The sequence below is a fragment of the Mesorhizobium sp. WSM4846 genome (genome assembly GCF_055811415.1).
Genome location: NZ_JBVVPZ010000017.1, coordinates 1 through 22,836 on the forward strand (window position 1 = coordinate 1; position 22,836 = coordinate 22,836).

17 protein-coding genes and 4 pseudogenes are annotated in these 22,836 nt (G+C 61.9%); 14 read left to right on the forward strand and 7 right to left on the reverse strand.

Annotated features, from left to right (window positions below; all coding sequences use genetic code 11):
* From tdh to AC0L15_RS16045, 7 genes and pseudogenes are all read left to right on the forward strand, one after another.
* Positions 1 to 183: pseudogene (gene tdh, locus AC0L15_RS16015) on the forward strand (L-threonine 3-dehydrogenase); the annotation flags it as partial.
* Positions 184 to 387: 204 nt separating this feature from the next.
* Positions 388 to 1,695 (forward strand): NAD(P)/FAD-dependent oxidoreductase, encoded by a 1,308-nt coding sequence (locus AC0L15_RS16020; protein ID WP_091590903.1) that lies wholly within the window; start codon positions 388 to 390, stop codon positions 1,693 to 1,695.
* A gap of 301 nt (positions 1,696 to 1,996) precedes the next feature.
* A complete protein-coding gene (locus AC0L15_RS16025; RefSeq protein ID WP_473496565.1) occupies positions 1,997 to 2,815 on the forward strand; it encodes a GNAT family N-acetyltransferase in 819 nt (272 codons plus the stop codon).
* A 19-nt stretch (positions 2,816 to 2,834) separates the two neighbouring features.
* Complete coding sequence (locus AC0L15_RS16030; RefSeq protein ID WP_473496566.1) at positions 2,835 to 4,004, forward strand: alanine racemase; 1,170 nt, start codon at positions 2,835 to 2,837, stop codon at positions 4,002 to 4,004.
* Between the two features lie 61 nt (positions 4,005 to 4,065).
* A complete protein-coding gene (locus AC0L15_RS16035) occupies positions 4,066 to 5,340 on the forward strand; it encodes an NAD(P)/FAD-dependent oxidoreductase (RefSeq protein ID WP_287248597.1) in 1,275 nt (424 codons plus the stop codon).
* The gene (locus AC0L15_RS16040; RefSeq protein ID WP_287248598.1) at positions 5,337 to 6,791 is read left to right on the forward strand and encodes an aldehyde dehydrogenase family protein; all 1,455 of its coding nucleotides are present in this window, start codon (positions 5,337 to 5,339) and stop codon (positions 6,789 to 6,791) included. Before AC0L15_RS16035 ends, AC0L15_RS16040 begins: the two co-directional genes overlap by 4 nt.
* Before the next feature lie 132 nt (positions 6,792 to 6,923).
* Positions 6,924 to 7,139, forward strand: a pseudogene (locus AC0L15_RS16045) (ISAzo13 family transposase); the annotation flags it as partial.
* 139 nt (positions 7,140 to 7,278) lie between these two features.
* On the opposite strand, the gene AC0L15_RS16050 reads toward AC0L15_RS16045, so the two are convergent.
* The 3 genes from AC0L15_RS16050 to AC0L15_RS16060 are packed head-to-tail and all read right to left on the reverse strand — an operon-like array spanning position 7,279 to position 10,113.
* Positions 7,279 to 7,950: a beta/alpha barrel domain-containing protein gene (locus AC0L15_RS16050; protein WP_287248599.1), complete on the reverse strand. Its 672-nt coding sequence runs from the start codon at positions 7,948 to 7,950 to the stop codon at positions 7,279 to 7,281.
* A complete protein-coding gene (gene pdxA / locus AC0L15_RS16055) occupies positions 7,947 to 8,960 on the reverse strand; it encodes a 4-hydroxythreonine-4-phosphate dehydrogenase PdxA (protein WP_473496567.1) in 1,014 nt (337 codons plus the stop codon). The genes AC0L15_RS16050 and pdxA overlap by 4 nt, the downstream gene beginning before the upstream one ends.
* Positions 8,947 to 10,113 (reverse strand): four-carbon acid sugar kinase family protein, encoded by a 1,167-nt coding sequence (locus tag AC0L15_RS16060; RefSeq protein ID WP_473496568.1) that lies wholly within the window; start codon positions 10,111 to 10,113, stop codon positions 8,947 to 8,949. Before AC0L15_RS16060 ends, pdxA begins: the two co-directional genes overlap by 14 nt.
* A 75-nt stretch (positions 10,114 to 10,188) precedes the next feature.
* On the opposite strand from AC0L15_RS16060, the gene AC0L15_RS16065 reads away from it, so the two are divergent.
* The 4 genes from AC0L15_RS16065 (at position 10,189) to AC0L15_RS16080 (ending at position 14,629) form a co-directional block, all read left to right on the forward strand.
* Complete coding sequence (locus tag AC0L15_RS16065) at positions 10,189 to 11,085, forward strand: LysR family transcriptional regulator (RefSeq protein ID WP_287248603.1); 897 nt, start codon at positions 10,189 to 10,191, stop codon at positions 11,083 to 11,085.
* Positions 11,086 to 11,277: 192 nt separating this feature from the next.
* On the forward strand, positions 11,278 to 11,946 hold the full coding sequence (locus tag AC0L15_RS16070; protein ID WP_287248605.1) for a haloacid dehalogenase type II: 669 nt from the start codon (positions 11,278 to 11,280) through the stop codon (positions 11,944 to 11,946).
* A gap of 139 nt (positions 11,947 to 12,085) precedes the next feature.
* Positions 12,086 to 13,216: a phosphotransferase enzyme family protein gene (locus tag AC0L15_RS16075; RefSeq protein WP_287248607.1), complete on the forward strand. Its 1,131-nt coding sequence runs from the start codon at positions 12,086 to 12,088 to the stop codon at positions 13,214 to 13,216.
* A gap of 84 nt (positions 13,217 to 13,300) precedes the next feature.
* On the forward strand, positions 13,301 to 14,629 hold the full coding sequence (locus AC0L15_RS16080; protein WP_287248609.1) for an aspartate aminotransferase family protein: 1,329 nt from the start codon (positions 13,301 to 13,303) through the stop codon (positions 14,627 to 14,629).
* Positions 14,630 to 14,719: 90 nt separating this feature from the next.
* On the opposite strand, the pseudogene AC0L15_RS16085 reads toward AC0L15_RS16080, so the two are convergent.
* A pseudogene (locus tag AC0L15_RS16085) lies at positions 14,720 to 15,961 on the reverse strand (NAD(P)/FAD-dependent oxidoreductase).
* Between the two features lie 241 nt (positions 15,962 to 16,202).
* Here AC0L15_RS16085 and dusA point away from each other — a divergent pair.
* Positions 16,203 to 17,198 (forward strand): tRNA dihydrouridine(20/20a) synthase DusA, encoded by a 996-nt coding sequence (gene dusA, locus AC0L15_RS16090; RefSeq protein ID WP_287248615.1) that lies wholly within the window; start codon positions 16,203 to 16,205, stop codon positions 17,196 to 17,198.
* Between the two features lie 559 nt (positions 17,199 to 17,757).
* A complete protein-coding gene (locus tag AC0L15_RS16095; protein WP_473496569.1) occupies positions 17,758 to 19,356 on the forward strand; it encodes an ABC transporter substrate-binding protein in 1,599 nt (532 codons plus the stop codon).
* A gap of 139 nt (positions 19,357 to 19,495) precedes the next feature.
* Here AC0L15_RS16095 and AC0L15_RS16100 read toward each other — a convergent pair whose 3' ends face one another.
* Positions 19,496 to 19,831: a HEAT repeat domain-containing protein gene (locus AC0L15_RS16100; RefSeq protein ID WP_287248619.1), complete on the reverse strand. Its 336-nt coding sequence runs from the start codon at positions 19,829 to 19,831 to the stop codon at positions 19,496 to 19,498.
* Positions 19,809 to 21,674, reverse strand: coding sequence for an adenylate/guanylate cyclase domain-containing protein (locus AC0L15_RS16105; RefSeq protein ID WP_287248621.1), 1,866 nt, complete (start codon positions 21,672 to 21,674; stop codon positions 19,809 to 19,811). Before AC0L15_RS16105 ends, AC0L15_RS16100 begins: the two co-directional genes overlap by 23 nt.
* Positions 21,675 to 21,786: 112 nt before the next feature.
* Here AC0L15_RS16105 and AC0L15_RS16110 point away from each other — a divergent pair.
* Positions 21,787 to 22,102, forward strand: a pseudogene (locus AC0L15_RS16110) (SDR family NAD(P)-dependent oxidoreductase); the annotation flags it as partial.
* A gap of 24 nt (positions 22,103 to 22,126) precedes the next feature.
* Here AC0L15_RS16110 and AC0L15_RS16115 read toward each other — a convergent pair.
* Positions 22,127 to 22,831, reverse strand: coding sequence for a TIGR02281 family clan AA aspartic protease (locus AC0L15_RS16115; protein ID WP_287248623.1), 705 nt, complete (start codon positions 22,829 to 22,831; stop codon positions 22,127 to 22,129).
* Between the last annotated feature and the right edge of the window lie 5 nt (positions 22,832 to 22,836).

The window sequence follows — 22,836 nt, forward strand, 5'->3', positions numbered from 1 at the left end:
CTGCATCTCAAGGGCATCTATGGCCGCGAAATGTTCGAGACCTGGTACAAGATGATCGCGCTGGTGCAGGGTCCGCTGGATGTCAGCGGCCTGATCACGCACCGCATCGGTGTGGACGACTATATTTCCGGCTTCGAGGCGATGAAGAGCGGCAATTCCGGCAAGGTTGTCATGGATTGGTGAGGGCGGCCTTGGGGCTGGACTACAGGGCTCGCCATTCGCGGCATGAACGTCCGGGAATAGCGCGATTTTTGAGTTCGTGAGGGCGATGATGACGCTTCTTTATCATTCAGGGCTATCGAATCCAGGACTTGATTGCCATCTGGCGCCTTTGACATCGGGTAGTCGTGCTGAGAGGCATCCCTCAACGAAACCGGGCAAGCACGAATGAAGACCCAAATTGTCGTCGTTGGCGGTGGGGCTGGAGGTCTTGGACTCGTGCGCCGGCTCGGAGCACGTCTCGGCCGCAAGGATTTCGATATCATTCTTGTCGAGCGGAACCACACCCATGTCTGGAAGCCGCTGCTCCATGAGGTTGCGGCCGGATCACTCGACGCAAATCTTGACGAAGTGGGCTACCGCGGCCACGGGCACCGTTGGGGCTACCGCTTCTTCTACGGGTCGCTGGAGGCCATCGATCGCACCGCGCGGCAGGTCACAGTGGCGCCGATATTCGACGATGACGGGTCGGAACTGGTCGGTCGACATCGGCTCCGATACGACTACCTCGTTATCGCAATCGGGTCGGTTTCAAACGACTTCGGCACTCCCGGAGTCAAGGATCATTGCCTTTTCCTCGAAGACCGTCACCAAGCGGATCGCTTTCGATTGAAGTTGTTGAATCATTGTCTTCGAGTTTCCAGGACAATGTCAGCTGATTCAACCGACGACGCTTTTGTTGATATAGCTATCGTAGGTGGCGGCGCGACAGGCGTCGAACTCGCTGCTGAACTCTACAATGCTGCATCATCTCTCAGACATTATGGCCTGGAAGTCTTCGACGAGACCCGGCTGAGGGTCACTTTGATAGAGGCCGGGCCGCGGATCCTTCCGGCTCTCCCAGAAGCTTTAGCAAAGGCCGCGCATCAGGAACTTGAGGCCCTCGGCGTCCGGGTGCTCGCAAACACGGCTGTATCCGAAGCAACGGAACAGGGACTGAGGTGTGCTACCGGGGAGCAGATACACGCCAATATTTGCGTCTGGGCTGCAGGAGTGCAGGGGGCAAATATTCTGGGAGAGCTCGACGGACTTGAGGTGGCGCGCAGCAGGCAACTTGTCGTCCTTCCCACCCTCCAAACGAGCCGGGACGAGCGCATCTTCGCTATCGGCGATTGCTGCTTTTTCAAGCCGGAAGGGGCGGGCGGCCCGGTGCCGCCACGCGCTCAGGCCGCCCACCAGATGGCATCGACCGCTTATCGCAACATTCTTCACTTGATTGCCGGGGAAACGCCGGAAGCATTTGTCTATCGGGACAAGGGCTCGCTCGTGTCGTTGAGCCGGTTTTCCACCGTCGGCAGCTTGATGGGAAATCTCGTCGGAGGGCGGATGGCGATCGAAGGGCGCCTCGCCAGGATGATCTACGTGTCTTTGTACCGCATGCACCTGGTGGCCATACATGGCTGGATCAAGGGCCTGGCTCTTATCCTGGTCGGCCATGTCAACCGAGTTGTCCGTCCGCGTCTCAAATTGCATTGAGGTTGGTCAGGCGAGTGGCAGGCTGCGACCGAAAGATGCCGCTGAGGTCTGCATTGCACCTCGCCTGACGACGCCCGAGTGGTCTTGCCGCGTTCCTCGCCCGATTTGCGCCATATGGCATGCCGACGGACGGCTCAAAACGAATGATCCCGCTGAATTGAAGGGGCATAACAGCAGCGAAATCTGCCCGCCGGTCGCCACTCTAAGGTCCGACTACAAATGTGACTTTGGATCAAGCGACAGCGTTGCACCTATGGCCGTTGATCATGACAGGGATAGCGTCAGCGCCCCGACCGAGCTGATGAAATTCGAGACCCGCCATGTGCCGGGCGCGCTGAAGCTGTCGCAGGAGATGGGCTGGCCTTATCGCCAGGAGGACTGGGAATTTGCCGTGAAGGTCGGCAATGGGCTGGTCCTCGAGCGGGCAGGACAGGTGATCGGCACTGCCATGTCCTGGAATTACGGACAGGCCTATGCCACTGCCGGGATGATCATAGTCACTGGCTCCGCGCAAGGCGGCGGCAACGGCTCCCGGCTTTTTGACGGGTTGCTTCAGGCCACGGACGGGCGCAACGTGCTGCTCAATTCGACGCAAGAGGGGCTCGCGCTCTACAAGCGACGCGGCTTCAATGCCTGGGGCACGGTGATTCAGCACCAGGGCCCGCTGACCGTTGCCGTGACGCAGGGTGCGCGCGACGACATCCGTCAGGCGACGGTCTCCGACCTCGCGGCGATCCAGGCTTTTGACGAGCGGGCGACAGGCATGCCCCGGCCGTCGATGGTGGCTGCGCTCGCTGATGCTGGCAATGTTTCGGTCATCGAACGCGCGGGGCGTATTGCAGGCTACGCCATCGCCAGGCGGTTCGGCCGCGGCTACGTGGTCGGCCCTGTTGCAGCCGAAAGCGCGCAGGACGCGCGGCTCCTGATCCTGGCGCAGCTTGCGACGCTTCACGGCCAATTCGTGCGCATCGACGTCTATGCCGAACACGGATTGGGCGACTGGCTGGATAGCCTGGGCCTCGCCCGTGTCGGTGCTGTGATCGCGATGGTCAAGGGGCGACGGCCCGTCTCCGACGGGACGGCCCGCATGTATACCTTGGCAAATCAGTCGTTCGGTTAAGGAATGAGGTAGGGGAGCGATGGATACGAATGTAAAGATGCGTGAGGCGGCCCAAACGATCGATGCCCTCATCACCCCGTCGCTGCTTTTGGACCGGAAGCGGCTCGAGCGCAACATCCAGCGTCTGGCCGAGCATGCCAGAAAGCTTGGCGTGGTGCTGCGCCCGCATATGAAGACGGCCAAAAGCATCGACGTCGCCCGACATGTGTTCCCCCGCGAACCCGGTCCGATCACGGTCTCGACTATCGCCGAGGCGGAGTATTTCGCCGGCCACGGCTTTCGAGACATCACCTACGCAGTCGGCATGTCGCCGGCTTCGGCCGTCCGCGCCATGGAGCTTTATCGCCGTACCGGCGCTGATGTGAAGCTGTTGCTCGATTCCGTGGAGCAGGCCGACGCCCTGGCCGGTGTACGCGAAGTCACCGGCGTGACGCCGTCCGTCTTCATCGAACTGGACTGCGATGACCATCGCGGTGGATTGAAGCCGGACGATCCCAAGCTGCTCGAGGTGGCCAACAGGGTCGTCGCAGCGGGCGCCAACCTGGTCGGCGTCCTCGCCCATGCCGGCGAGTCCTATGGCTTGAGCACGCCCGATGCGCTGGTCAAGGCAGCCGAGGACGAGCGTTCGGCCACCGTGCGCGCCGCCGAAACTTTGCGCGCCCACGGCCATGCCTGCCCGATCGTCAGCCTCGGCTCGACGCCGACGGCGCACTTCGCCGAGAACCTCGAAGGCGTCACGGAGCTGCGCGCCGGGGTCTACATGTTCTTTGACCTCGTCCAGCACGGGGTAGGGGTCTGCGGTCTCGACGATATCGCAATTTCCGTGTTGGCCACGGTGATCGGGTCCAAGCCGGAAAAGGGATGGGTGCTGGTCGACGCCGGGTGGATGGCGCTTTCACGCGACCGGGGAACCGCAAACCAGCAGATCGACCAGGGTTACGGCGTGGTCTGCGACGAAAAGGGGCGGGTGCTCGAAGATGTGATCGTGGCGCAGGCCAGCCAGGAACACGGTATCCTCGCCATTCGTGCCGGTTCTGGAAAGTCCATGCCCGATTTGCCGCTCGGGGCTCGGGTCCGGATTCTGCCCAACCATGCCTGCGCGATGGCCGCCCAGCATCACCTCTACGCCGTCGTCGACGGGGACAGTCCCAGGATCGAAGCGCGTTGGGAGCGGATCCGCGGATGGTAGGGGCTCCAATCGCAACGCTTTGCATGGCGCCCATGCAAACTGACGCACTGGTGGTGCAATCATGAAGCTTACATCTTATTGGCTGGACACCTCTCAGCCGTTCAACGAGGGCACGTCCAAACCGCTCGAAGGCCACTACGATGTAGCGGTTGTGGGCGGCGGCCTGACCGGATCTTCCGCGGCACTGGCCCTTGCCAAGAAGGGCGCCAGGGTTGCACTGTTGGAGGCCGAAACCATAGGCAACGCCGCATCCGGCCGCAATGGCGGGATGTGCAACAACGGTTTTGCCCAGAACTATGCAATCATGGCCGGCAAGCACGGCAAGCCGGCCGCAAACGCGCTCTACAAGGCTTTCGACGCCGGCGTCGATATGGTCGAGCGGTTGGTGCAGGAAGAAAAGATCGACTGCAGCTTCTCCCGCGTCGGCAAGCTCAAGCTTGCCGCCAAGCTCGAGCACTACGACGTGCTGGCGCGCAGCCAGGAACTCTTGGCGGCCAATGTCGATCCCGGAACGAGGATGATCGCGCGCGCCGACCTGCGAGACGAAGTCGGCACCAACCGCTACTATGGCGGGCTGCTCTTTCCCAAGAGTGCCAGCATGCATGTCGGCCGGTTCGTCCGGGGGCTGGCGACCGCCGCCGCACGACGTGGCGCGGAGGTCTATGAACGCGCGCCCGTCATGGCTTTGCGCAAGATCGCCGACGGGCATGAGGTCGAGACCCCAAGGGGCAAGATCGTTGCGCGGCAGGTTCTGCTGGCGAGCGGCATTTCCAAGGTCGGTCCGCTCGGATGGATCCGCCGCCGGATCGTGCCGGTCGGCGCCTTTTTGGTCGTGACGGAACCGCTGTCGCCTGGGCAGCTTCAGCGCCTCATGCCGACCCGCCGCAATGTCGTCGACACGCGTAACCTCGTCGTCTACTGGCGGCTGACCCCGGACAATCGCATGCTGTTCGGCGGGCGGGCCCGGTTTGCGGTGTCCAATCCGCAATCCGACGAAAAGAGCGGCCGGATCCTGAAAGCGGCGATGGTCGAGGTCTATCCGGAACTGGCCGACACCCGGATCGACTACTGCTGGGGCGGTATGGTCGACATGACGCGCGACCGGCTGCCGCGCGCCGGAGAGCGCAACGGAATCTACTACTCGATGGGCTATAGCGGCCACGGCACCCAGATGTCGACGCTGATGGGCAGCATCATGGCCGATGTCATGAACGGGCGTCCCGACCTGAACCCCTGGAAGGATTTCGATTGGCCGGCGATCCCTGGTTATTTCGGGCGACCCTGGTTCCTGCCGATCCTCGGCGCTTATTACCGCATGAAGGACCTTGTCACATGATTTCGCCCCTCGAACACCTGTCCCGCAATGGCCGCCTGGACAAGTTCTTCATCGACGGTCAATGGGTCGAGCCGAAGGGCACCGCCGAGGGCGTCGTCGTGAATCCCGCCACCGAAGAGGTCGTGACACGGTTTCCGCTCGGAAACAGCTGGGATGTGGACGCGGCCGTTTCAGCGGCCCGCCGGGCGTTCGCCACCTGGAGCCGTACCAGGCCGGAATACCGCGCGGGCTTGCTTGATCGCCTGCAGGCGCTGCTCGAAGCGCGCAATGAACTGCTTGCGCAATGCTTGAGCCTCGAAATGGGCGCGGCGATCGGATATGCGCGCACCGCGCAGGTGCCGCTGGCGATCGCCCATGTGCAGGTCGCTCGCGATGTCCTGAAAACCTTCCCCTTCGTCGAGCAGCGCGGCCACAGCGCCGTCACCCACGAGCCGATCGGTGTCTGCGCCCTGATCACGCCCTGGAACTGGCCACTCTACCAGATCACCGCCAAGGTTGCGCCGGCGCTGGCCGCAGGCTGCACGGTCGTGCTGAAGCCAAGCGAGCTCTCTCCTTTGGACGCCCTTCTGTTCGCCGAGGCGATTGAGGAAGCCGGCTTCCCTGCCGGTGTCTTCAACCTCGTCAATGGTGACGGCCCAGGCGTGGGTATGGGTCTCGCCTCGCACGCGGATGTCGACATGATCTCCATTACCGGCTCCACCCGTGCCGGCATCGCGGTGGCCCAGGCCGCCGCGCCGACGGTCAAGCGCGTCGGACAGGAGCTCGGCGGCAAGTCGCCGAACGTGATTTTGCCCGACGCCGATTTCGATCGCGCCGTTTCGCTGGGCGTAGCCGCCGCCTTCCGCAATCTCGGCCAGTCATGCAGCGCGCCGACGCGTATGATCGTGCCGCGCTCGCGGCTGCCCGAGATCGAGGCAATCGCCAAGAGGGCCGCGGCCCAGATCATCGTCGGTGATCCGCTTTCAGAAGCCACCACTCACGGTGCAATCGCCAACCGTTCCCAGTTCGACCGCATCCAAACCATGATCGGCGTCGGCATTTCGGAGGGCGCCAGGCTCCTCACCGGCGGGTCGGGTCGCGCGGACGAAATGAGCGTCGGGTTCTACGTGAAGCCGACCATCTTTTCCGACGTGCGCACAGGCATGCGCATTGCCCAGGAAGAGGTCTTCGGGCCAGTTCTGTGCATCATCCCCTACGACACAGTCGAGGAGGCCGTCACTATCGCCAACGATACGGTCTACGGCCTTGGGGCCCATGTGCAGGGCGAGGATATGGGCGCCGTCAGGGACGTCGCCTCGCGGATTCGCGCCGGTCAGGTTCATCTCAACTACCCGGCCTGGGATCCGCACGCCCCGTTTGGCGGTTTCAAGCAGTCCGGAAACGGACGCGAATATGGCATCGAAGGCATGTTGGAGTACCTCGAGGTCAAATCGATCCTCGGCTATTTCTAGGCGACATCTTCGCCAGGCGCAGAGGGGCAGGTGGCGCTGTCTATGCCTGTAATCGGATTTGGTGACGTCTGCGTCGGTTTGACTCATCAGGTTACGATTCTATTCGGTCGCTTTGTGGGTTACCGATCGGGCATGATCGACCGACGCAGAATCGAGCAGCGGTGGAAGGCGGACGGCTCGAAGCGGGACGAGCGTGGGCGCCGGGTATTCGCTGCGAGTGAGGCTCGTGCTGCGGGTTGTGGGCTTGCGGCGGTGTCTGAGATCACCGGTCTGGCCCGTTCGACGATCGGGCGTGGCATCAAAGACCTCGATGTTGCGACGGCGCGCGGGCAGGTGCGTCGACTGGGCGTCTGTCTTGCGATCGGATGTAGTGGCAGAGAACTCTGGCCTGGAGCTTCCTCGATCGTTCGAAGCGCCGCCGTGCTGAGTTCAATTTGTGATTAGATTATTTTGACCAGGACTAACCTCCCACGCTCTCTTGATGTCGTTAGAGGGACGCCGAGATCGCCCGCAGCTGGAATTCCAGTGCGGGGCCCTCTGCCGGGAACCGGCCGTCCAGCGCCGAGGTGCCGACGGTAAACCCCGCTGCGCCACTGTTGCGAATGGTGTTGATCTGATCCGGCCGGTCCACCGATCCCGCGACGATAACGGGCTTGGGCACGGCCCGGCACACAGCGTCGATCAGAGACGGCACATTGCCTGCCGAACGGTAGGCGAGAAGGTCGAGACCGGCGACACCGGGATGGCTGGCGAGCGCGACCGCGCTTTTGACGATCTCGGCCTGCGATCCTTCCAAAATGCTCGGATGCCCGACGATGCGACCCGGAAACGGATAGTAGCGGATGGGCGTCCCTTCCAGCAGCGGCAGCACGTCTTCGGCATGGGTGCCACCGAGAAGATAGTCGACGCCGAGGTCGATCGCCGCCTTGACCGAGGCGATCTCGCTGTCGCGGTCGAGCGATACAACTTCAAGATAAGTGCTGGCTCCGCCCCCGCGGATCTGGCGGGCGAGGGCGGCGAGCGCGTCGAGCGGCAGGCCGATGTCCTTGAAGCCGATGTGGCGGATTCCGGCCCGGAGCGCCGTTTTGGCGTGGACGGCGGCGTCGGTCACGGTGCGGTCGTTACGTGTCAGCATGAAGATGAAGTCGAACTGGGTCATGGGGTGTCGGCTTTCTGGTTCGGGAGGGAGGCCTTGAGCCTAAGGGCGTAGTCGAATGCGGCCTCCAGGCTGGAGGGGTCGGCAACGCCAGACCCTGCGATATCGAAGGCGGTGCCGTGATCGGGGCTGGTGCGCACGAATGGCAGGCCCAGCGTGACGTTCACGCCATGGTCGAGGCCCATATATTTGACCGGGATGAGACCCTGGTCGTGATACTGGGCGACCACGATGTCGAAACGGCCCTTGCGGGCCTGCATGAACACGGTGTCGCCTGGCCATGGGCCGGAGGCGTCGATGCCTTCGGCACGGGCCGCCTCGATTGCCGGCCGGATGATGCGGATTTCCTCGTCTCCGAAGAGACCGCCTTCGCCGGCATGCGGATTGAGGCCGGCGACGGCGACGCGTGGATGGGAGATGCCAAGCGCCTGCGCACCGGCATGGGCCAACCGGATCGCGTCCATCTGCGCCGCGAAATCGCCTTTGCGGATCGCCTCGGACAGCGAACAATGGATGGTGACGAGAACCGTGCGGATGTCCTCGTTCGCCAGCATCATGGCGACCTTGAGAGCCCCGCCATGATCGGCCAGGATTTCGGTGTGGCCGGGATAGTGCAGACCGGCTGCTGCGAGGGCCTCCTTGTGAATCGGTGCCGTTACGATGCCGCCCACCCAGCCGTCCCGCGCCAGTCCGATCGCGACAACGATGGCGTCGAACGCCGCGCGTCCACTGACGGCCGAAACCTGGCTGACCGGTGGCAGGGCGGAAAGCTGCGAGGAGCAAAGCACGTTGAGGGTTCCGTCATCGAGCACGGTCTCATCGACGGAAGCGATCGGCCGGATCCGCACATCAGCATCGAGCGCGCAAAGGGCGTGGGTCATCACCAGCGGATCACCGACGACGATCCAGTGTCGCTTGTGCGGGCGACGGAGATACATTTTTGCAATGATCTCGGGGCCGATGCCGGAGGGGTCACCCATGGTCACGGCGAGAGGAGCGTCATGGGCGGTCATGAATCAGCCTTTCAGGGAAGCGGTTTGCCAGCAGGTCGCGGGCGGCATCAAGGAGTGCAGAGGGTGAGCCGAAGCCTCCCGCCTTCATGGCGATGGTGAGCGGCGTTCCGTCCGCCCGTTCGGCGCGGCCGACCGGAAAGCCGGGCTCCAGCTCGCGGGTGAGACAGAAACGGCTGATGCCGAGGCGGTCGAGGATCGCCGCCATCGTCTCGCCGCCGGTGGCGATCACCGCGTCATAGTCGCGCCGGGCGACCGCTGCGGCTGCTTGTGCGGCGAGGTTCGTCGTCACCGCGCTGGCATTCTCCTGCCGTTGCAGCGGTGCCCGAAGACAAATCACACGGGCGTCGCCGGGAGCGTCGACCAGGTTGCTGACGACGGGAACGCCTTGTACCTGCAAGGTCTCGCATTGGGCGCGCGTCACCGGATTGGCGCTTCCTGCGACGATCACCACCCGCCCGGCGGCTTTGCGCGTTACCGGACGCCCGTCCGGCACGGCAGGAAGCAGCGATGCCAGCGCGATGGCGAGACCAGGAGAGCCCACCCAAAGAACAGTCTCAGGATCGGGGATGCTGGCGACTTGCCGGTTCAGTACGCCCTGGCTGCAGGCATCGAGGATCAGAATGGATGCGTTCGTCGCCGCATCGCCGGTACTGTCTGGGGCGAGAATGATCGGTCTCCCCAGGGACGGGTCGACCAGATTAGCAATGTGGGATGTGCCTGCGGGATGGACTGGATCGCGGCCGTAGACGCTTTGACTCACGGGAATGCCGTTCACCGTCTGGGTCCCGCCGACGGTGAGCCGCCCCGCTGCGGGAAAGGCTGGAGCGATGACAAGCCTGCTCCGGCCGCTGGCGCGAAAGGCGGCGGCGACTTCCACGCGGATATGGCCGCGCAGGGTCGAATCGATCGTTTTGAAGAGAAGGCGGGCATTCGAGAGGGCAGACACGGCGTCGGCCGTAGCCTTTCTTGCCTGCGAGATGTCGGAGGTGCGGCTGTTGGTATCGATCGAAGTGATAGCTCCATTCTCCGCGCCGTCGACTTGTCGCTTGATCACAGGTGCATAGCCTCTCGCGAGAAAGGCCGCCGCGCCGTCGGTAGCACTGGTCAGGTCGTCGGAGACTATCCCGATCAGGAGAGATGTGGTCTGCTTCATGTTGGTGATAATAGCAGAACGATCGGCATCGATTATCCATATGATCTGACGATTAGTGGTGATACACGATCACCAATGAAACGATCTGACGTACCTTCTTTGGACGATCTGCGTGCCTTCCAGACAGTGGCGCGTCTGGGATCTGTGCGTGCTGCGGCCGCCGAACTCGCTCTGACGCATGGTGCAGTCAGCCGCCGCATCTCCAAACTTTCCGCCGATCTTGGTTTGCGCTTGCTCGAAGCGGACGGGCGAGGGGTGCGTCTGACCTCCGATGGCGCGAAACTGGCAGACGCAAGCGGCAAGGCGTTCCATTTAATCACTGATGCCTTGGCAGAGATCAGATCCAGATCGACGCCCATTCCGATCATCTTGTCCTGCGAGCGCTCGCTGGCGATGCGCTGGCTGATCCCCCGCTTGTCTGGGTTTCAGGATCGATACCCGGATGTCGAGGTGCATCTGTCGACCGGCGGCGGAGGGCTCGACTTCGCGCGTGACCGGGTGACGCTTGCGATCCGCCGTCTCGATTTTCCGGTGGACCCGGAATGGACCATCATCAGGCTGATGCCCGAGCGCGTCGGTCCGGTCATGCTGCCATCCCTGCGCAAGCGGTTCGAGAGTGGCGACTATGTGGCGCTCGGATCACGGACGCGACCGGATGCCTGGGAAGCGTGGCTCGACGTGCACATGGATGCGCCGCGTCCTCGAACGACCCGATTGCTGGATCATCATTTCCTGATGACAGAAGCGGCCCTGGGTGGTCTTGGCGTTGCTCTTGCCCCCCAGGCGATTGCAACGGATGACGTCGCGAATGGGCGATTGGAAGCACCACTCGGCTTTGATCGCGACGGGACGGACTACGGCCTGATCCATCCGAAGTCGATCATTGTTTCAACCGGCCTCTCCGCATTGCGCGATTGGCTGACCGCAGAGTCCGAGACATCGTTCAAGCGGCAGGTGCTTGAGAACAGCTAAACTAAGAAAATAAGGTCGCCTTTGCGCCCGTATCGGCTCAGGCGGGGCGAAAGAGACAGCGCTGCGAAAGGGCGTGCTGGTTTGGCTGTCGACCGGAGGGCCTTGTGCTGAATGACCATGCATTGCCGCACATTCTGCCGGACGCCTGCGATTATGCTCGGCTGATAGGGCAGATTGACAGGAACCAAGGACATGGATCGCTTCCGGCCGAAATACGTGACGTTTGATTGCCACGGCACGCTCATCAATTTCCAAATGGCGGAAGCCGCCAGGGACCTGTTCGGTCATCTTCTGGATGGGCCGCGCATGGACGAATTCATCAGAAACTTCCAGGGCTACCGCCTCGATGAGGTGCTGCAGGACTGGAAGCCTTATGCAGATGTCGTTCACAACGCACTGGAACGCACCTGCCGCCGCAACAGCGTCGCATTCCGTGCCGAAGACGCCGAAACGATCTACAACCGCATCCCGACTTGGGGGCCGCATCCGGACGTTCCCGAGGGATTGGCCAAGCTGGCCAAGGAAATTCCGTTGGTCACCCTGACGAACTCCATGGTGGCCCAGATTCCGGCGAACGTGGCAAGGCTCGGTGCGCCCTTTCATGCCGTCTTGACCGCTGAAGAGGCGGGTGCCTACAAGCCGCACTTCAAGGCGTTCGAGTACATGTTCGACATGCTGGGTTGCGGCCCGGAGGATATCACGCATGTGTCCTCGTCTTTCCGCCACGACCTGATGTCCGCCTATGATCTGGGGATCAAGAGCAAGGTCTGGGTCAATCGCGGCCACGAGCCGGCCAATCCCTTTTACGAATACACCGAAATCCGCGATGTGACGCAGCTGCCAGGTGTCTTCGGACTCTGAGGATGGGGCCGGGCCTTGCCGGGAACGGGGCAGTTTTTTGCGTCCCCGAGAAATAGACCTGCGGGGCGCCATCGTTGGAGCGCTCCATCTGTCGAAGCATGAAGAACAACGGTTCCCCAACAGGCGAGGATCTTTCGAATTGGGCGCTTATGGTGATCTGGTCCCCGATGAAGGAGCTGGTCAGCTCGATGGCTCTATGACGGCAGGACGCAACCGTCTGGCTTACGCGGCAGCTTCAACCGAAGCCTATTTTCGCGCTGCCGCCGCAAGCCTGGCGATGCGGCCGGGCGCTTCCGAACCGGACATGTCGGCGGCACTGCTGAAGCGCCACTACGGATTGACGGGATCGATCGCGACATTGTCCTCCGAGGTTGAGCGCACCGTTGAGGTCAACCTGTCGGACGGCCGCCGGTTGATCCTGAAGACGTCGGCAACAGCGGAGGCGGTCGACAGCTTTCGTTTTCAAACCGCCGCCATGGCCGGATTGCAAGCGTTCACGGGCTTCGTTGCACCCGAAGTGCTCCGCACGACCGGCGGCGCATTGATGTTTGAGCAAGAGGGGACATGCGGGTACTTGCAGACCCGGATCGAAGGCATTCCGCTGCACCAGGCGACGCCCACTCCCGACCTGCTTTTTCGAACCGGCGGCGCTCTCGCCCGGCTGGATCTGGCTCTTGAGCTGGTCAGTGTGCCGGCGGCTCACCGTCCCGTTCTTTGGCATGTCGGTTGCTGGTCGAGGTTGATGGAACTGGAGCAATACCTGCCATCCGGCAGCGTTGCCGATAACGTACGCGTCGCGATGTCGGAGTTTGCGGAGTTCGTTGAGCCGCAAATCTCTGATGTGGCGTGGCAGGTAACCCATAATGATCCCAGCCCATTCAACATGATGGTGACCGGCCAGGGAATGGGTTTCATCGATTTCGGCGATGGCTGCTGGAGCCCCAGGATCCAGGACCTGGCGATCGCAGCAAGTCACGTCGTAAGGGATCCGACACTTCCTTTGGGCGGAGCCGAGCATCTTGTTGCCGGCTACGCCTCTGTCATTGCGCTTTCGGCACTGGAAGCAAAACTGCTCGTCGGACTGATGCGGGCGCGGCAAAGCGCGTTGATCCTGGTCAACTACTGGCGGTCCCACCTTTTTCCGGCCGATGCCCAGTACATCAAAAAGAATGTCGCGCGTGCCGAGCACGGACTTTCCATCCTGGCGCCTCTTGGTGTCGCATCGGGCGAGGCGGCCGTCCTGGCGGCAATGTCGTCGTATCAGCCGTAACGCATTTCGTCCGCCCGACCGGCACGGCAGCCAAAGGACGAACCGCGAATTGTTCAAGGCACTCTATCAGATAGGCAGCAGCACATGTCCACAGATCTCATGCCTAATCGCTACAGGCCCGGCGAATCCGACCTTCCGAGGCGCGAGTCCGACCTGATTGCTCGCCGTGACGAAGTACTTGGGGCCTCCTATCGGCTCCAGTACCGCCGGCCCGTGCACTTCGTCCGCGGCGAAGGCATGTGGCTCTACGACCCTGACGGGCGCGCCTATCTTGATTTCTACAATAACGTGCCGTCGCTCGGCCATTGCCACCCCGAAGTAAACGCCGCAATGGCTGAGCAGGCGGGCCGGATAAGCGCCAACACGCGCTATCTCGAGCCAAAACTTGTCGACTATGCCGAGCGACTGGTCGACACTTTCCCAAGCGAGCTCGACCGGGTGGTTTTTACCTGCACGGGGAGTGAATCCAACGATCTGGCGCTGCGAATCGCGCGATTTGCGAGTGGCAATGAAGGCGTGATCGTCTCGAGCTACGCCTATCACGGCACCAGCGCGGCTGTCGCCGCGGTTTCCCCGAACCTGGGCGACGCCGTCAGGCTCAGCCCGTTCGTGCGCATGGTCTCCCTGCCGGGGCCGGCGGGTGTGCCGGAAGCCCAGGCTGCAGACTTTTTCGAGGCGCAGGTTCGCGCGGCCATTGTAGATCTGAACCGTCGTGGCATCGGCGTTGCGGCCCTGCTCATCGACAGTATTTTTTCCAGCGATGGCGTATGGGTCGATCCTCCTGGCTTCATTGCCAGAGGAGTTGCGGCGGTGCGAGAGGCAGGTGGTCTCGTCATCGCCGACGAAGTTCAGCCCGGCTTTGGGCGAACCGGCGCTCATATGTGGGGGTTTGAACGGCACGCGATCGTTCCCGATCTCGCTACCCTCGGCAAGCCGATGGGCAACGGATTTCCAATTGGCGCGGTCGTCGGTCGCAAAGCACCGATGGAGCAATTTGGCGCCACATCTCGCTACTCCAACACGTTCGCAGGAAATACGGTTGGCATAGCGACCGCGGACGCCGTGCTGGCGATCCTGCAGCGCGACCAGATCCCCCAGAAGGCGCTTGCCACGAGCCAGCGCCTCCGAGCCGGGCTGGAGAAACTCGCACAGCAGCCATATGGAGTGCGCGCTATCCGAAACGCCGGTCTGTTCTTTGGCATCGACATCGGGCGTGAGGGTGCCCCGGCGGCAAGCCGGCGGGCAATGGCGCTGGATGTCGTGAACGCAATGCGCGACGACGGCGTCCTTGTCAGCACGACAGGGGCCAACGAGGATTCGCTCAAAGTGCGCCCGCCGCTCGTTTGCCAGGCCGAGCATGTCGACCTCTTCCTTGCAGCCATCGAGCGGGCGCTCATCAAGGTCGCAGGCTAGACCGCATAGCTGCGACCAGATGGCCAGGTCCTGGTTCAATGCGCGCCGATTGGCGGTGTCTGTCGGCCGCTTTGGGGCCTGTCGGCGGGATCAGGCAAGCATATCCTTCAGCCGATAATAGCTGCCCACCATTGGCAGGAACCACGGCTTGCCGGTATGCAGCGGGACTGCATTCCAGTCCATGCCGCCGATTGGATTGGTATCCGTGCGGCCCATTGCAATGTCCGGGACATTTCCGATCAGCGTCGAGAGCTGCGCGCCATGTCCTGAATAGCCCATGCCGTAGATCAGGCCAGCGGCGGTGCCGGCGCGCGGATAGCGGTCTTGCGTGCAGCCGACGAGACCGCCCCAGCAATAGTCGATTTCGACATCGGCCAGTTGCGGGAACATATCGAGCATCTGCTTGCGCAAAAGCTCGCCGGAACGACGTCCGTCTTCTGGTTCGAGGCAGCCGAGAACTTCGCGCGCCCGCCGAACAACAGTCGGTTGTCAGGGGTGAGCCGGAAGTAGTTGGCGATGTTGAGCGAGTTCGTGTAGTTCCGATTGCCGGGCAGGGTTGCCGCGACCTCCTCGGGGCTAAGCGGGCGCGTCACGACGATGAAAGATGCAATCGGCATCATCCGTCGCCGATAGTAGTCGAAATTCTCTGGCGTATAGGCGTCGGTCGCAAGGATGACCTGGCGGGCAGCGAGCGAGCCGGTCGGCGAAGTGGATCCGCCAGCCATCTGACACCCGGATGCAGGACTGCACAGGATTGTGCTCCCAGATCGTCGCACCATGGCGAGCGGCGGCTTCAGCCATGCCATTGGCATACCGGCCCATATGCATCATCGCCGACTTGGGTGACAGCACCGCGCCGTGAAAGGCCTCCGAACCCAGTTCCTTGCGGACATCGCCACGTGATAGCCACTCCACCGAGGAATCCACTTCGCGGCGAATCTCCTCGCACATGGCCTGCAGCTGCCTGACATGCGATGGCTTGGACGCGAGCTTGAGCTTGCCTCCTCTGCGGAAGCTGCAGTCGATGCGCTCTTCCGCAATAATGGCTTCGATCATGTCGATCGAGTCATCGTAGGAGCGCCAGAACCGACGGGCCTTCGCCTCTCCAAAGTGGGCCTTGGCCGCGCCAAAACTGGCGAAGTGACCACTGTTGAGGTGCCCGCCATTGCGCCCCGATGCACCGTATCCGACATGCTCGGCCTCGATCAGCGCGACCTTCACGCCAGACTTGGCCAGTTTGCGCGCGGCATTGAGACCGGTGAAGCCCGCCCCGATTACGGCGACGCGACATTCACATTGGAACTCGCGTTGCCTGAAGCCGGCTGATCGCAAGACATCGCGCCATCGCTCCGATGCGTCTTCGCTCGATTGTGAAGGCGCCTGGCCTCAACGGCGTCGGATTGGCAGTGGTCCGACGATCATCCCGGTCTGGCGGCGGCGATCAGCGAGGTGATCCCGGAAGCGCTTCTCAGAAGCTTCCGTCGCTGTTAAGCGTGTTTTTGGATATGATATGGGAACCTCTTATCAGATGGGCCAATGGGGTATTGGACCGACTGAGAAAAGGTGTGACGAAATGAACGACTTAGGCAGGAAGTTTGCCATCGCTCCGATGATGGACTGGACGGACCGGCATTGCCGGTTCCTCCATCGCCAGTTGACGCGGCGGGCATTGCTCTACACCGAGATGGTCGTCGCCGACGCGGTCATCCACGGCGAGCGCGAGCGCTTGCTGGGCTTCGATGGTACGGAACATCCGGTCGCGTTGCAGCTCGGCGGCTCCGATCCGCAGAAGCTTGCCGAGGCGGCCCGCATCGGCGAAGCCTTCGGCTATGACGAGATCAACCTCAATGTCGGCTGCCCGTCCGACCGCGTCCAGTCGGGTACGTTCGGCGCCTGCCTGATGAAAGCACCGGACCTGGTCGCCGATTGCGTCGCGGCGATGAAGGCTTCTGTCAGCATTCCGGTTACCGTCAAATGCCGCATCGGCGTCGACGAGCAGGATCCTGAGCCGGCGCTCGATACGCTGGCGGACGGGGTTTTCGCGGCCGGCGCCGACGCGCTGTGGGTGCATGCCCGCAAGGCGTGGTTGGAAGGGCTGAGCCCGAAGGAAAACCGCGACATCCCGCCGCTCGACTACAACAGAGTGTATCGGCTGAAGGCCAAAAATCCAAACAAATTCATCGGCATCAACGGCGGAATTCAATCTCTTGAAGAGGCACTTGACCACATTGATCATGTCGACGGCGCCATGCTCGGCCGCGCCGCCTATCATACGCCGGGCATTCTGGCAGGCGTCGACGCGGCGTTTTACGGCGACAAACCCGATACGTTCGATTTTGCCGCGCTGATCGATGCGATGGCGGATTATGCGGCACGCCATATCGAGCGGGGCGGGCGGCTTGGCCATGTCACCCGTCACATGGTCGGCCTGTTCCACGGCCTGCCCGGTGCGCGCCGTTACCGGCAGATCCTTTCGACCGATGCGACAAGGCCGGGCGCCGGACCCGATGTGCTGAAGGCGGCCTTCGCCGCAGTCGATTTTGGCGGCACGAACGCGGAAGCAGCCTGACTGTCCAATCGCGCAAGATCATGCGGAGGGCATCGCGTTGAAGGTACGCCAAACAACGCTAAGCGAGAACAAATGATGATTCTGTCGGGCGTTCGTTTCGAAAGACTGCCCAGGGTCGCTCGCAATCAACTGTAGCGGCCACCTGAACGGGCAGGTAGCACCAGAAACGGACTTTAGCGAAAGCGATTCCAGGGCAGCTTTGGAAGAGCGGACATTCGACATCCTCATATCAATTCATCAGCTTCGGCTCCGGGAATACCCATGTGCGATCTAAAATTTGCGTGCGCGGGTGATAGAGGCGGACCCAGTAACTCCAGCCAGGTGTAATCGAAATACAGGTTGGCAATCTTTCCGTCGCAGCCAACGAACTGGATATCGACCGATCCATCCGCCCCGGGCGAGGCCCAAGTCCGCGCGGGAGCAAGCGAGAGGACACGAGTCCGACCGTGCGCTGCCGGAGGTTCCTCGTTAGCTCGGGAATACCTGTTGTGCTATCGTCCTAAAGTCTCTCGGGCCGCCGAGGGCTCGCATGATCTTCCGTTCGAGGGAGAGAGCATCCGTGACGGAATTTGAAACGAAACTGAAGTTGTCCGCCAAGCTTGCCGCGAAAGGCAGGGTTTCGCGTCGCGACTTTGTTCAGCTGGCGCTCGCCGCCGGCCTTACCGCCACGGCCGCCAATGCGATGTTCGTCCAGGCGGTGCGTGCCGAGCCCAAGAAGGGCGGCACCTTGAAGATCGGCATCGGCGACGCCGCCGCCACCGATACACTGGACCCGGGTAGTACCAACGTCAACCCGTTCACCGGCACCGCGCTATTCGGAACCTTGTCGAACAGCCTGACCGAGATCGATTCCAAGGGCAACGTGGTCCCCGACCTCGCCGAGAGCTTTGAGCCGTCAGACGGCGCCAAGAAGTGGGTGTTCAAACTGAGGAAAGGAGCCACCTTTCACAATGGCAAGACGGTTACCGCCGACGATGTCGTGGCCTCTGTCAGGCACCATAACGTCAAGGGCACGAAATCGGTGATGAAATCGCTCTTGGCTTCGGTCAAGAATGTTGTCGCCGACGGTGCCGAGACGGTGGTGTTCGAACTCGACGGCGGCAATGCCGACTTCCCCTACATCATGTCGGATATCCCAGTCATGCCGGCGAAAGAGGGCGGCGTCGACTGGGAGTCGGGCATCCGCACCGGCCCCTACATGCTCGAGAAATTCGAGCCCGGCGTCATCGCCACCTTCAACAAGAACCCGAGCTACTTCAAATCCGACAAGGGCTGGTTCGACCGTGTCGAATGCCTGGCGATCAACGATGTGAAGGCGCGCACCAACGCGCTCAACACCGGCGAGGTCCACTACATGGATCGCTGCGATCTGAAGACGCTCGACATTCTGAGGCAGAACCCCGATCTCGTGATCTCGGAGACGACGGGCTACGGCCACTACGTTTATGTCATGAACGTCCAGAAGGCGCCCTTCGACAATCCCGATGTGCGGAATGCGGTCAAGTACTCGCTCAATCGCGACGAGATCGTGCGGAAGGTGTTTCTCGGCCACGGCGCCGTCGGCAACGACAATCCGATCGCACCGACCGTCAAGTTCGCGATCGATCCGCAGCCGAAGCACGTCTACGACCCCGACATAGTCAAGAGCCTTCTCAAGAAGGTGGGGGCCGAGAACACCCAGTTCGACCTGTCGGTCGCGGATGCCGGGTTCACGGGTGCGACCGACTCGGCTCTCCTGTGGCAGGAGCATGCCCGGGCGGCCGGGCTCAACCTGAATGTGATCAGGGAGCCCAATGAAGGCTACTGGGACAATGTCTGGCTCAAGAAGCCGTTCTACGCCTCTTACTGGGCCGGCCGGCCGACGTGCGACTGGATGTTCACCACCGCCTATGCGGCGGAAGCGGTGTGGAACGAAACGTTGTGGAAAAATCCGCGCTTTAATGAGCTGCTCGTCGCCGCCCGCTCGGAGACCGACGATACCAAGCGTGCCGGCATGTATGCCGAAATGCAGCAATTGCTGCATGACGACGGCGGGCTCATTAATGTCGTCTTCAACTCCTATGTCGATGCCCACACCAAGGCTCTCGCCCATGGCGAGGTGGCGTCGAACTGGCCGATGGACGGGCTTAAGATCGCCGAACGCTGGTGGTTCGCCTAGGCCGTCTACTCATAAACTGGGATGGCGGACTGGATGCGTCTAATGTCTCCTTGCCCCCCAGCAGCGGCTCCCGAGCGGACATCGCAGCAGGTCCGCGTTGGACCACAAGCGGAAATCCCGGGCGCGCGTCCAGGGTCGATCAATTGCCTCTGATTTTGGACAGCGCGTCCTTTGCGTGAATGCCAATTAGAGCTTCATTCTGGAGTGCCACGAGCGCAGGTATCGCAGCTCGTGCCGGAGGCCCGATCTTTCCCAGCGCCTCGATGGCATCCCGGCGGAGATATTCAACCTTAAGCGCTTCAACCAGAGCCGGAACGGCTTGTGCTGCCGCTGGTCCAAACCAGCCCAGTCGCTCTGCCGCATATTGCTGGGAAAAGGGATTGCCGGTCTCAAGCTCTGCTTCCAGGCTCGTAACGGTGATGGCCAGCGGCAGCGCAGCGATACGGAGACCATCATACAGGCGCTCCGTGTTCATAATCCCATTGGAACGAAAAGATATAGGTGTCGGGAAGATTTTCGAGCCCTTTCTGGTCTGCACCCGGTCGGAACTTCAGGAGCATTTGCCTGGCTTCTTCCCGGCGCCCGAGCTGCGCCAGCACGGAACTGAGTGGTAGAAAGAGCGCAGTTGCATCTGGGTTTCGCCTGACGCCGTCTCCGAACACCTCAGCCGCTTGTTTCAGATCGCCCATTGCAAAAAGCGCCAATCCACGAGCGAGAACGTAGTGGCTTGGATAGGTCGGGTTGAGCCGCATGGCGGTCGCGACGAAATTCAGCGCCTCGGCAGGTTCGCCTGAGATCGTCAGCGCCCAAGCCATTGCGATGTGTGCTTCGGGGTCGTTGGGATCCAATGCAATCGCTCGACCGGCATTCCTGCGTGCATCTTTGGCCAGACCTTGATAAACGTTCCGCAATGCCTCGACCGTATAAGACAGTGACGTTGGATATTTCTTGGCCAGCTCTACGTAATCGTGAGCTCCCCACCAGAAATATGGTTCGTCCCTTCCGAGTTCTTTACCCCAGAGTGAGTCAACGACGCGGAAGTAGGCCAGCGCCAGGGCGGCATAAGCTCGCCCATATTCGGGATCAAGTTCGGTTGCTTTTTTCAAGGAAGTGATGGCGGCAGCTGTGTCCTTTGCGTTGTAACGGAGATAAAGGCTCCAACCCTCTTCGAAAGCTTCCTTGGCTGCGATATTGTCCGGCTTGGCGCGGGCTATTTCCGTTTTTTCGGTGGTGGTGAGATTGACCTTCAACGCTTCGACGATCTTTGCGACAAAAACGTCCTGGACCGCAAAAATATCGGCGACGTTTCCATCGAACCTGTCCGCCCACACATGCCCGCCGGTGAGGGCATCGATGAGCTGGGCGTTGACTCGCACCTGCTCGCCGGCTCGCCGTACGCTTCCCTCGAGAACATAACGCACGCCAAGTTCTTCGGCGACCTGGCTGATTTTTACCGGCTTGCCGCGGTAAATGAATGTCGAGTTTCGCGCAATCACGAAGAGGCCGGAAAGCTTGGAAAGGTCGGTGATCAAGTCATCGGTCATGCCGTCGGCGAAGTGCTCCTGGCCGGCGTCGCTCGAGATGTTGGTGAATGGCAATACAGCGATCGATGGCTTGTCAGGTAGCGGGAGCGCCATTCTTTCCCTGGAGGCCACCTCGACCGGCGGTCCTGAACCGTCCCCGACGACCTTCCAAAGTGCTACACCTCCGGCGATCAGGATCAACGCCGTCGCCGCGACCGCCGGCCGGCGCCATTCGAGATAGCGCTTGCGTTTTGCTGGAACTGTTCCGGATGCGGCGCGTGCCCGCGGGCCTACCCGATACAGACGAATAGGTTTTTCGATATTCTTGAGCTTTTGTTCACCCAAGAATTCGAACTCAAAATCCAGCTTTCTCTCGACCTGATCGAATGCCGTTCCTGAAATAAGGACGCCCCCGGGTTCGGCCAATCCTTCCAGTCTCGCTGCGACATTCACGCCGTCGCCATAGATATCCTGCCCTTCGACAATCACATCGCCAAGGTTTACGCCAATGCGGAATTCGAGTTGTTTTTCCTTCGGCAGTTCGGCGTTGCACTCCGCCATCGTCCGCTGGATTTCGACGGCGCAACCGACCGCGTCGACCACGCTGGAGAATTCTATCAGCGCGCCGTCGCCCATGAGCTTCACGATGCGCCCCTTATGAGCGGCGATCTTCGGATCGATCAGGTTCTCGCGGGTGCTCTTCAGGCGCGCGAGGGTATCCGCCTCATCGGCTTCCATAAGGCGGCTGTAGCCAACGATGTCAGCGGCAAGTATCGCCGCAAGCCCGCGCTCCATGGTAGTTTCCGGCGCTGGGCAACTGTACCATGATAAAAGAGTATCGCTTCGGAGCCTAGTCCTGCTCTCGTCGGCTTTGGGTCACGATTTGCCCTGGAAGTTCCCAGATCGCGTGCCGCTGAGTGGCACGCCGACCTACAATGCCAGCAAGGCGGCGATCCATTCCTATACGGTGTCGTTGCGCGAGCAACTCAGGGGCAAGGTCGAAGTGATCGAGCTTGCGCCGCCAGCGGTTCGCACTGAACTCACGCCCGGCCAGTCGATGCGCGACGAGTATATGCCGCTCAATGCGTTTGTCGACGAGGCGATGGCGTTGTTCAGCCGGGAGCCTACGCCCAAGGAGATCCTGGTGGAGCGCGTGGGCTTCCTGCGCGGCGGAGCGGGACGGCCGGTTTGATCAAGCGGTCGAGATGCTCAACGCTCTCTGAGCGGCGCCAAAGCCGCCTGACTGTTCAATCGCGCAAGATCATGCGGTCGCCGCGCACGTCGAAACCGGACAGTGAGCCGATGAAATTCATGCCGAGCAGGCTCTGGCCGAGCATGCCGGGCGCGGCGATCATGACCGGCATGTCGTTGCGCACGATCCCGCCGATCGCCAATTCGTCGGTTCTCACGACTGCGGCGCGCGCCATGCCGTTGGCGGTGGAAACCGGTATGGTGAAATTGAGAGCGGCTGGGTTGAAGCCGGCCGCTTGCGCGTCCTGCGCGGTCAAGACGGTGCTGGTTGCGCCGGTATCGACCACAGCCCGGACCGGCGTGCCGTTGACCAGGATGCGCGCTTCGAAATGGCCATTGCCGGCCTTGTCCAGGGTCACCGTGGCATGGCCGTCGTCGAGGCCCAACGCCAGTGGACTGCCGGGAACAAGGCCGGCCGTCACCCGGCTGGCGAAATCCTGCAATTCATAACGGTACTGGTAGCCGGCGATCAGTGCGAGCACGATGACGGCCCAGGTGCCCAGGCTGCGGGCCATCGTGCCCAAGGGTCTGCCCGATCTGAGCAGGCTGGCGCCGATGAGCGCGACCAGGGCGCCAAGCCAGATCAGCCGGCTGAAATGGTAATTCTCGACGCCGAATGTGCTGCCGGCGGAATCGTTAAGCATGAGCAGGACAACGCCTGCCCCGAGCAGGATCATCAAAGCCCAGAAGATCCGGTTCATATGCG

Excerpts from the sequence above, each read along its gene's own strand:
- AC0L15_RS16020 (WP_091590903.1), top strand. The coding sequence starts at position 388 with ATGAAGACCCAAATTGTCGTCGTTGGCGGTGGGGCTGGAGGTCTTGGA.
- AC0L15_RS16025 (WP_473496565.1), top strand. The coding sequence starts at position 1,997 with ATGAAATTCGAGACCCGCCATGTGCCGGGCGCGCTGAAGCTGTCGCAG.
- AC0L15_RS16030 (WP_473496566.1), top strand. The coding sequence starts at position 2,835 with ATGGATACGAATGTAAAGATGCGTGAGGCGGCCCAAACGATCGATGCC.
- AC0L15_RS16035 (WP_287248597.1), top strand. The coding sequence starts at position 4,066 with ATGAAGCTTACATCTTATTGGCTGGACACCTCTCAGCCGTTCAACGAG.
- AC0L15_RS16040 (WP_287248598.1), top strand. The coding sequence starts at position 5,337 with ATGATTTCGCCCCTCGAACACCTGTCCCGCAATGGCCGCCTGGACAAG.
- AC0L15_RS16050 (WP_287248599.1), bottom strand. The coding sequence starts at position 7,950 with ATGACCCAGTTCGACTTCATCTTCATGCTGACACGTAACGACCGCACC.
- pdxA (WP_473496567.1), bottom strand. The coding sequence starts at position 8,960 with ATGACCGCCCATGACGCTCCTCTCGCCGTGACCATGGGTGACCCCTCC.
- AC0L15_RS16060 (WP_473496568.1), bottom strand. The coding sequence starts at position 10,113 with ATGAAGCAGACCACATCTCTCCTGATCGGGATAGTCTCCGACGACCTG.
- AC0L15_RS16065 (WP_287248603.1), top strand. The coding sequence starts at position 10,189 with ATGAAACGATCTGACGTACCTTCTTTGGACGATCTGCGTGCCTTCCAG.
- AC0L15_RS16070 (WP_287248605.1), top strand. The coding sequence starts at position 11,278 with ATGGATCGCTTCCGGCCGAAATACGTGACGTTTGATTGCCACGGCACG.
- AC0L15_RS16080 (WP_287248609.1), top strand. The coding sequence starts at position 13,301 with ATGTCCACAGATCTCATGCCTAATCGCTACAGGCCCGGCGAATCCGAC.
- dusA (WP_287248615.1), top strand. The coding sequence starts at position 16,203 with ATGAACGACTTAGGCAGGAAGTTTGCCATCGCTCCGATGATGGACTGG.
- AC0L15_RS16100 (WP_287248619.1), bottom strand. The coding sequence starts at position 19,831 with ATGAACACGGAGCGCCTGTATGATGGTCTCCGTATCGCTGCGCTGCCG.
- AC0L15_RS16105 (WP_287248621.1), bottom strand. The coding sequence starts at position 21,674 with ATGGAGCGCGGGCTTGCGGCGATACTTGCCGCTGACATCGTTGGCTAC.
- AC0L15_RS16115 (WP_287248623.1), bottom strand. The coding sequence starts at position 22,831 with ATGAACCGGATCTTCTGGGCTTTGATGATCCTGCTCGGGGCAGGCGTT.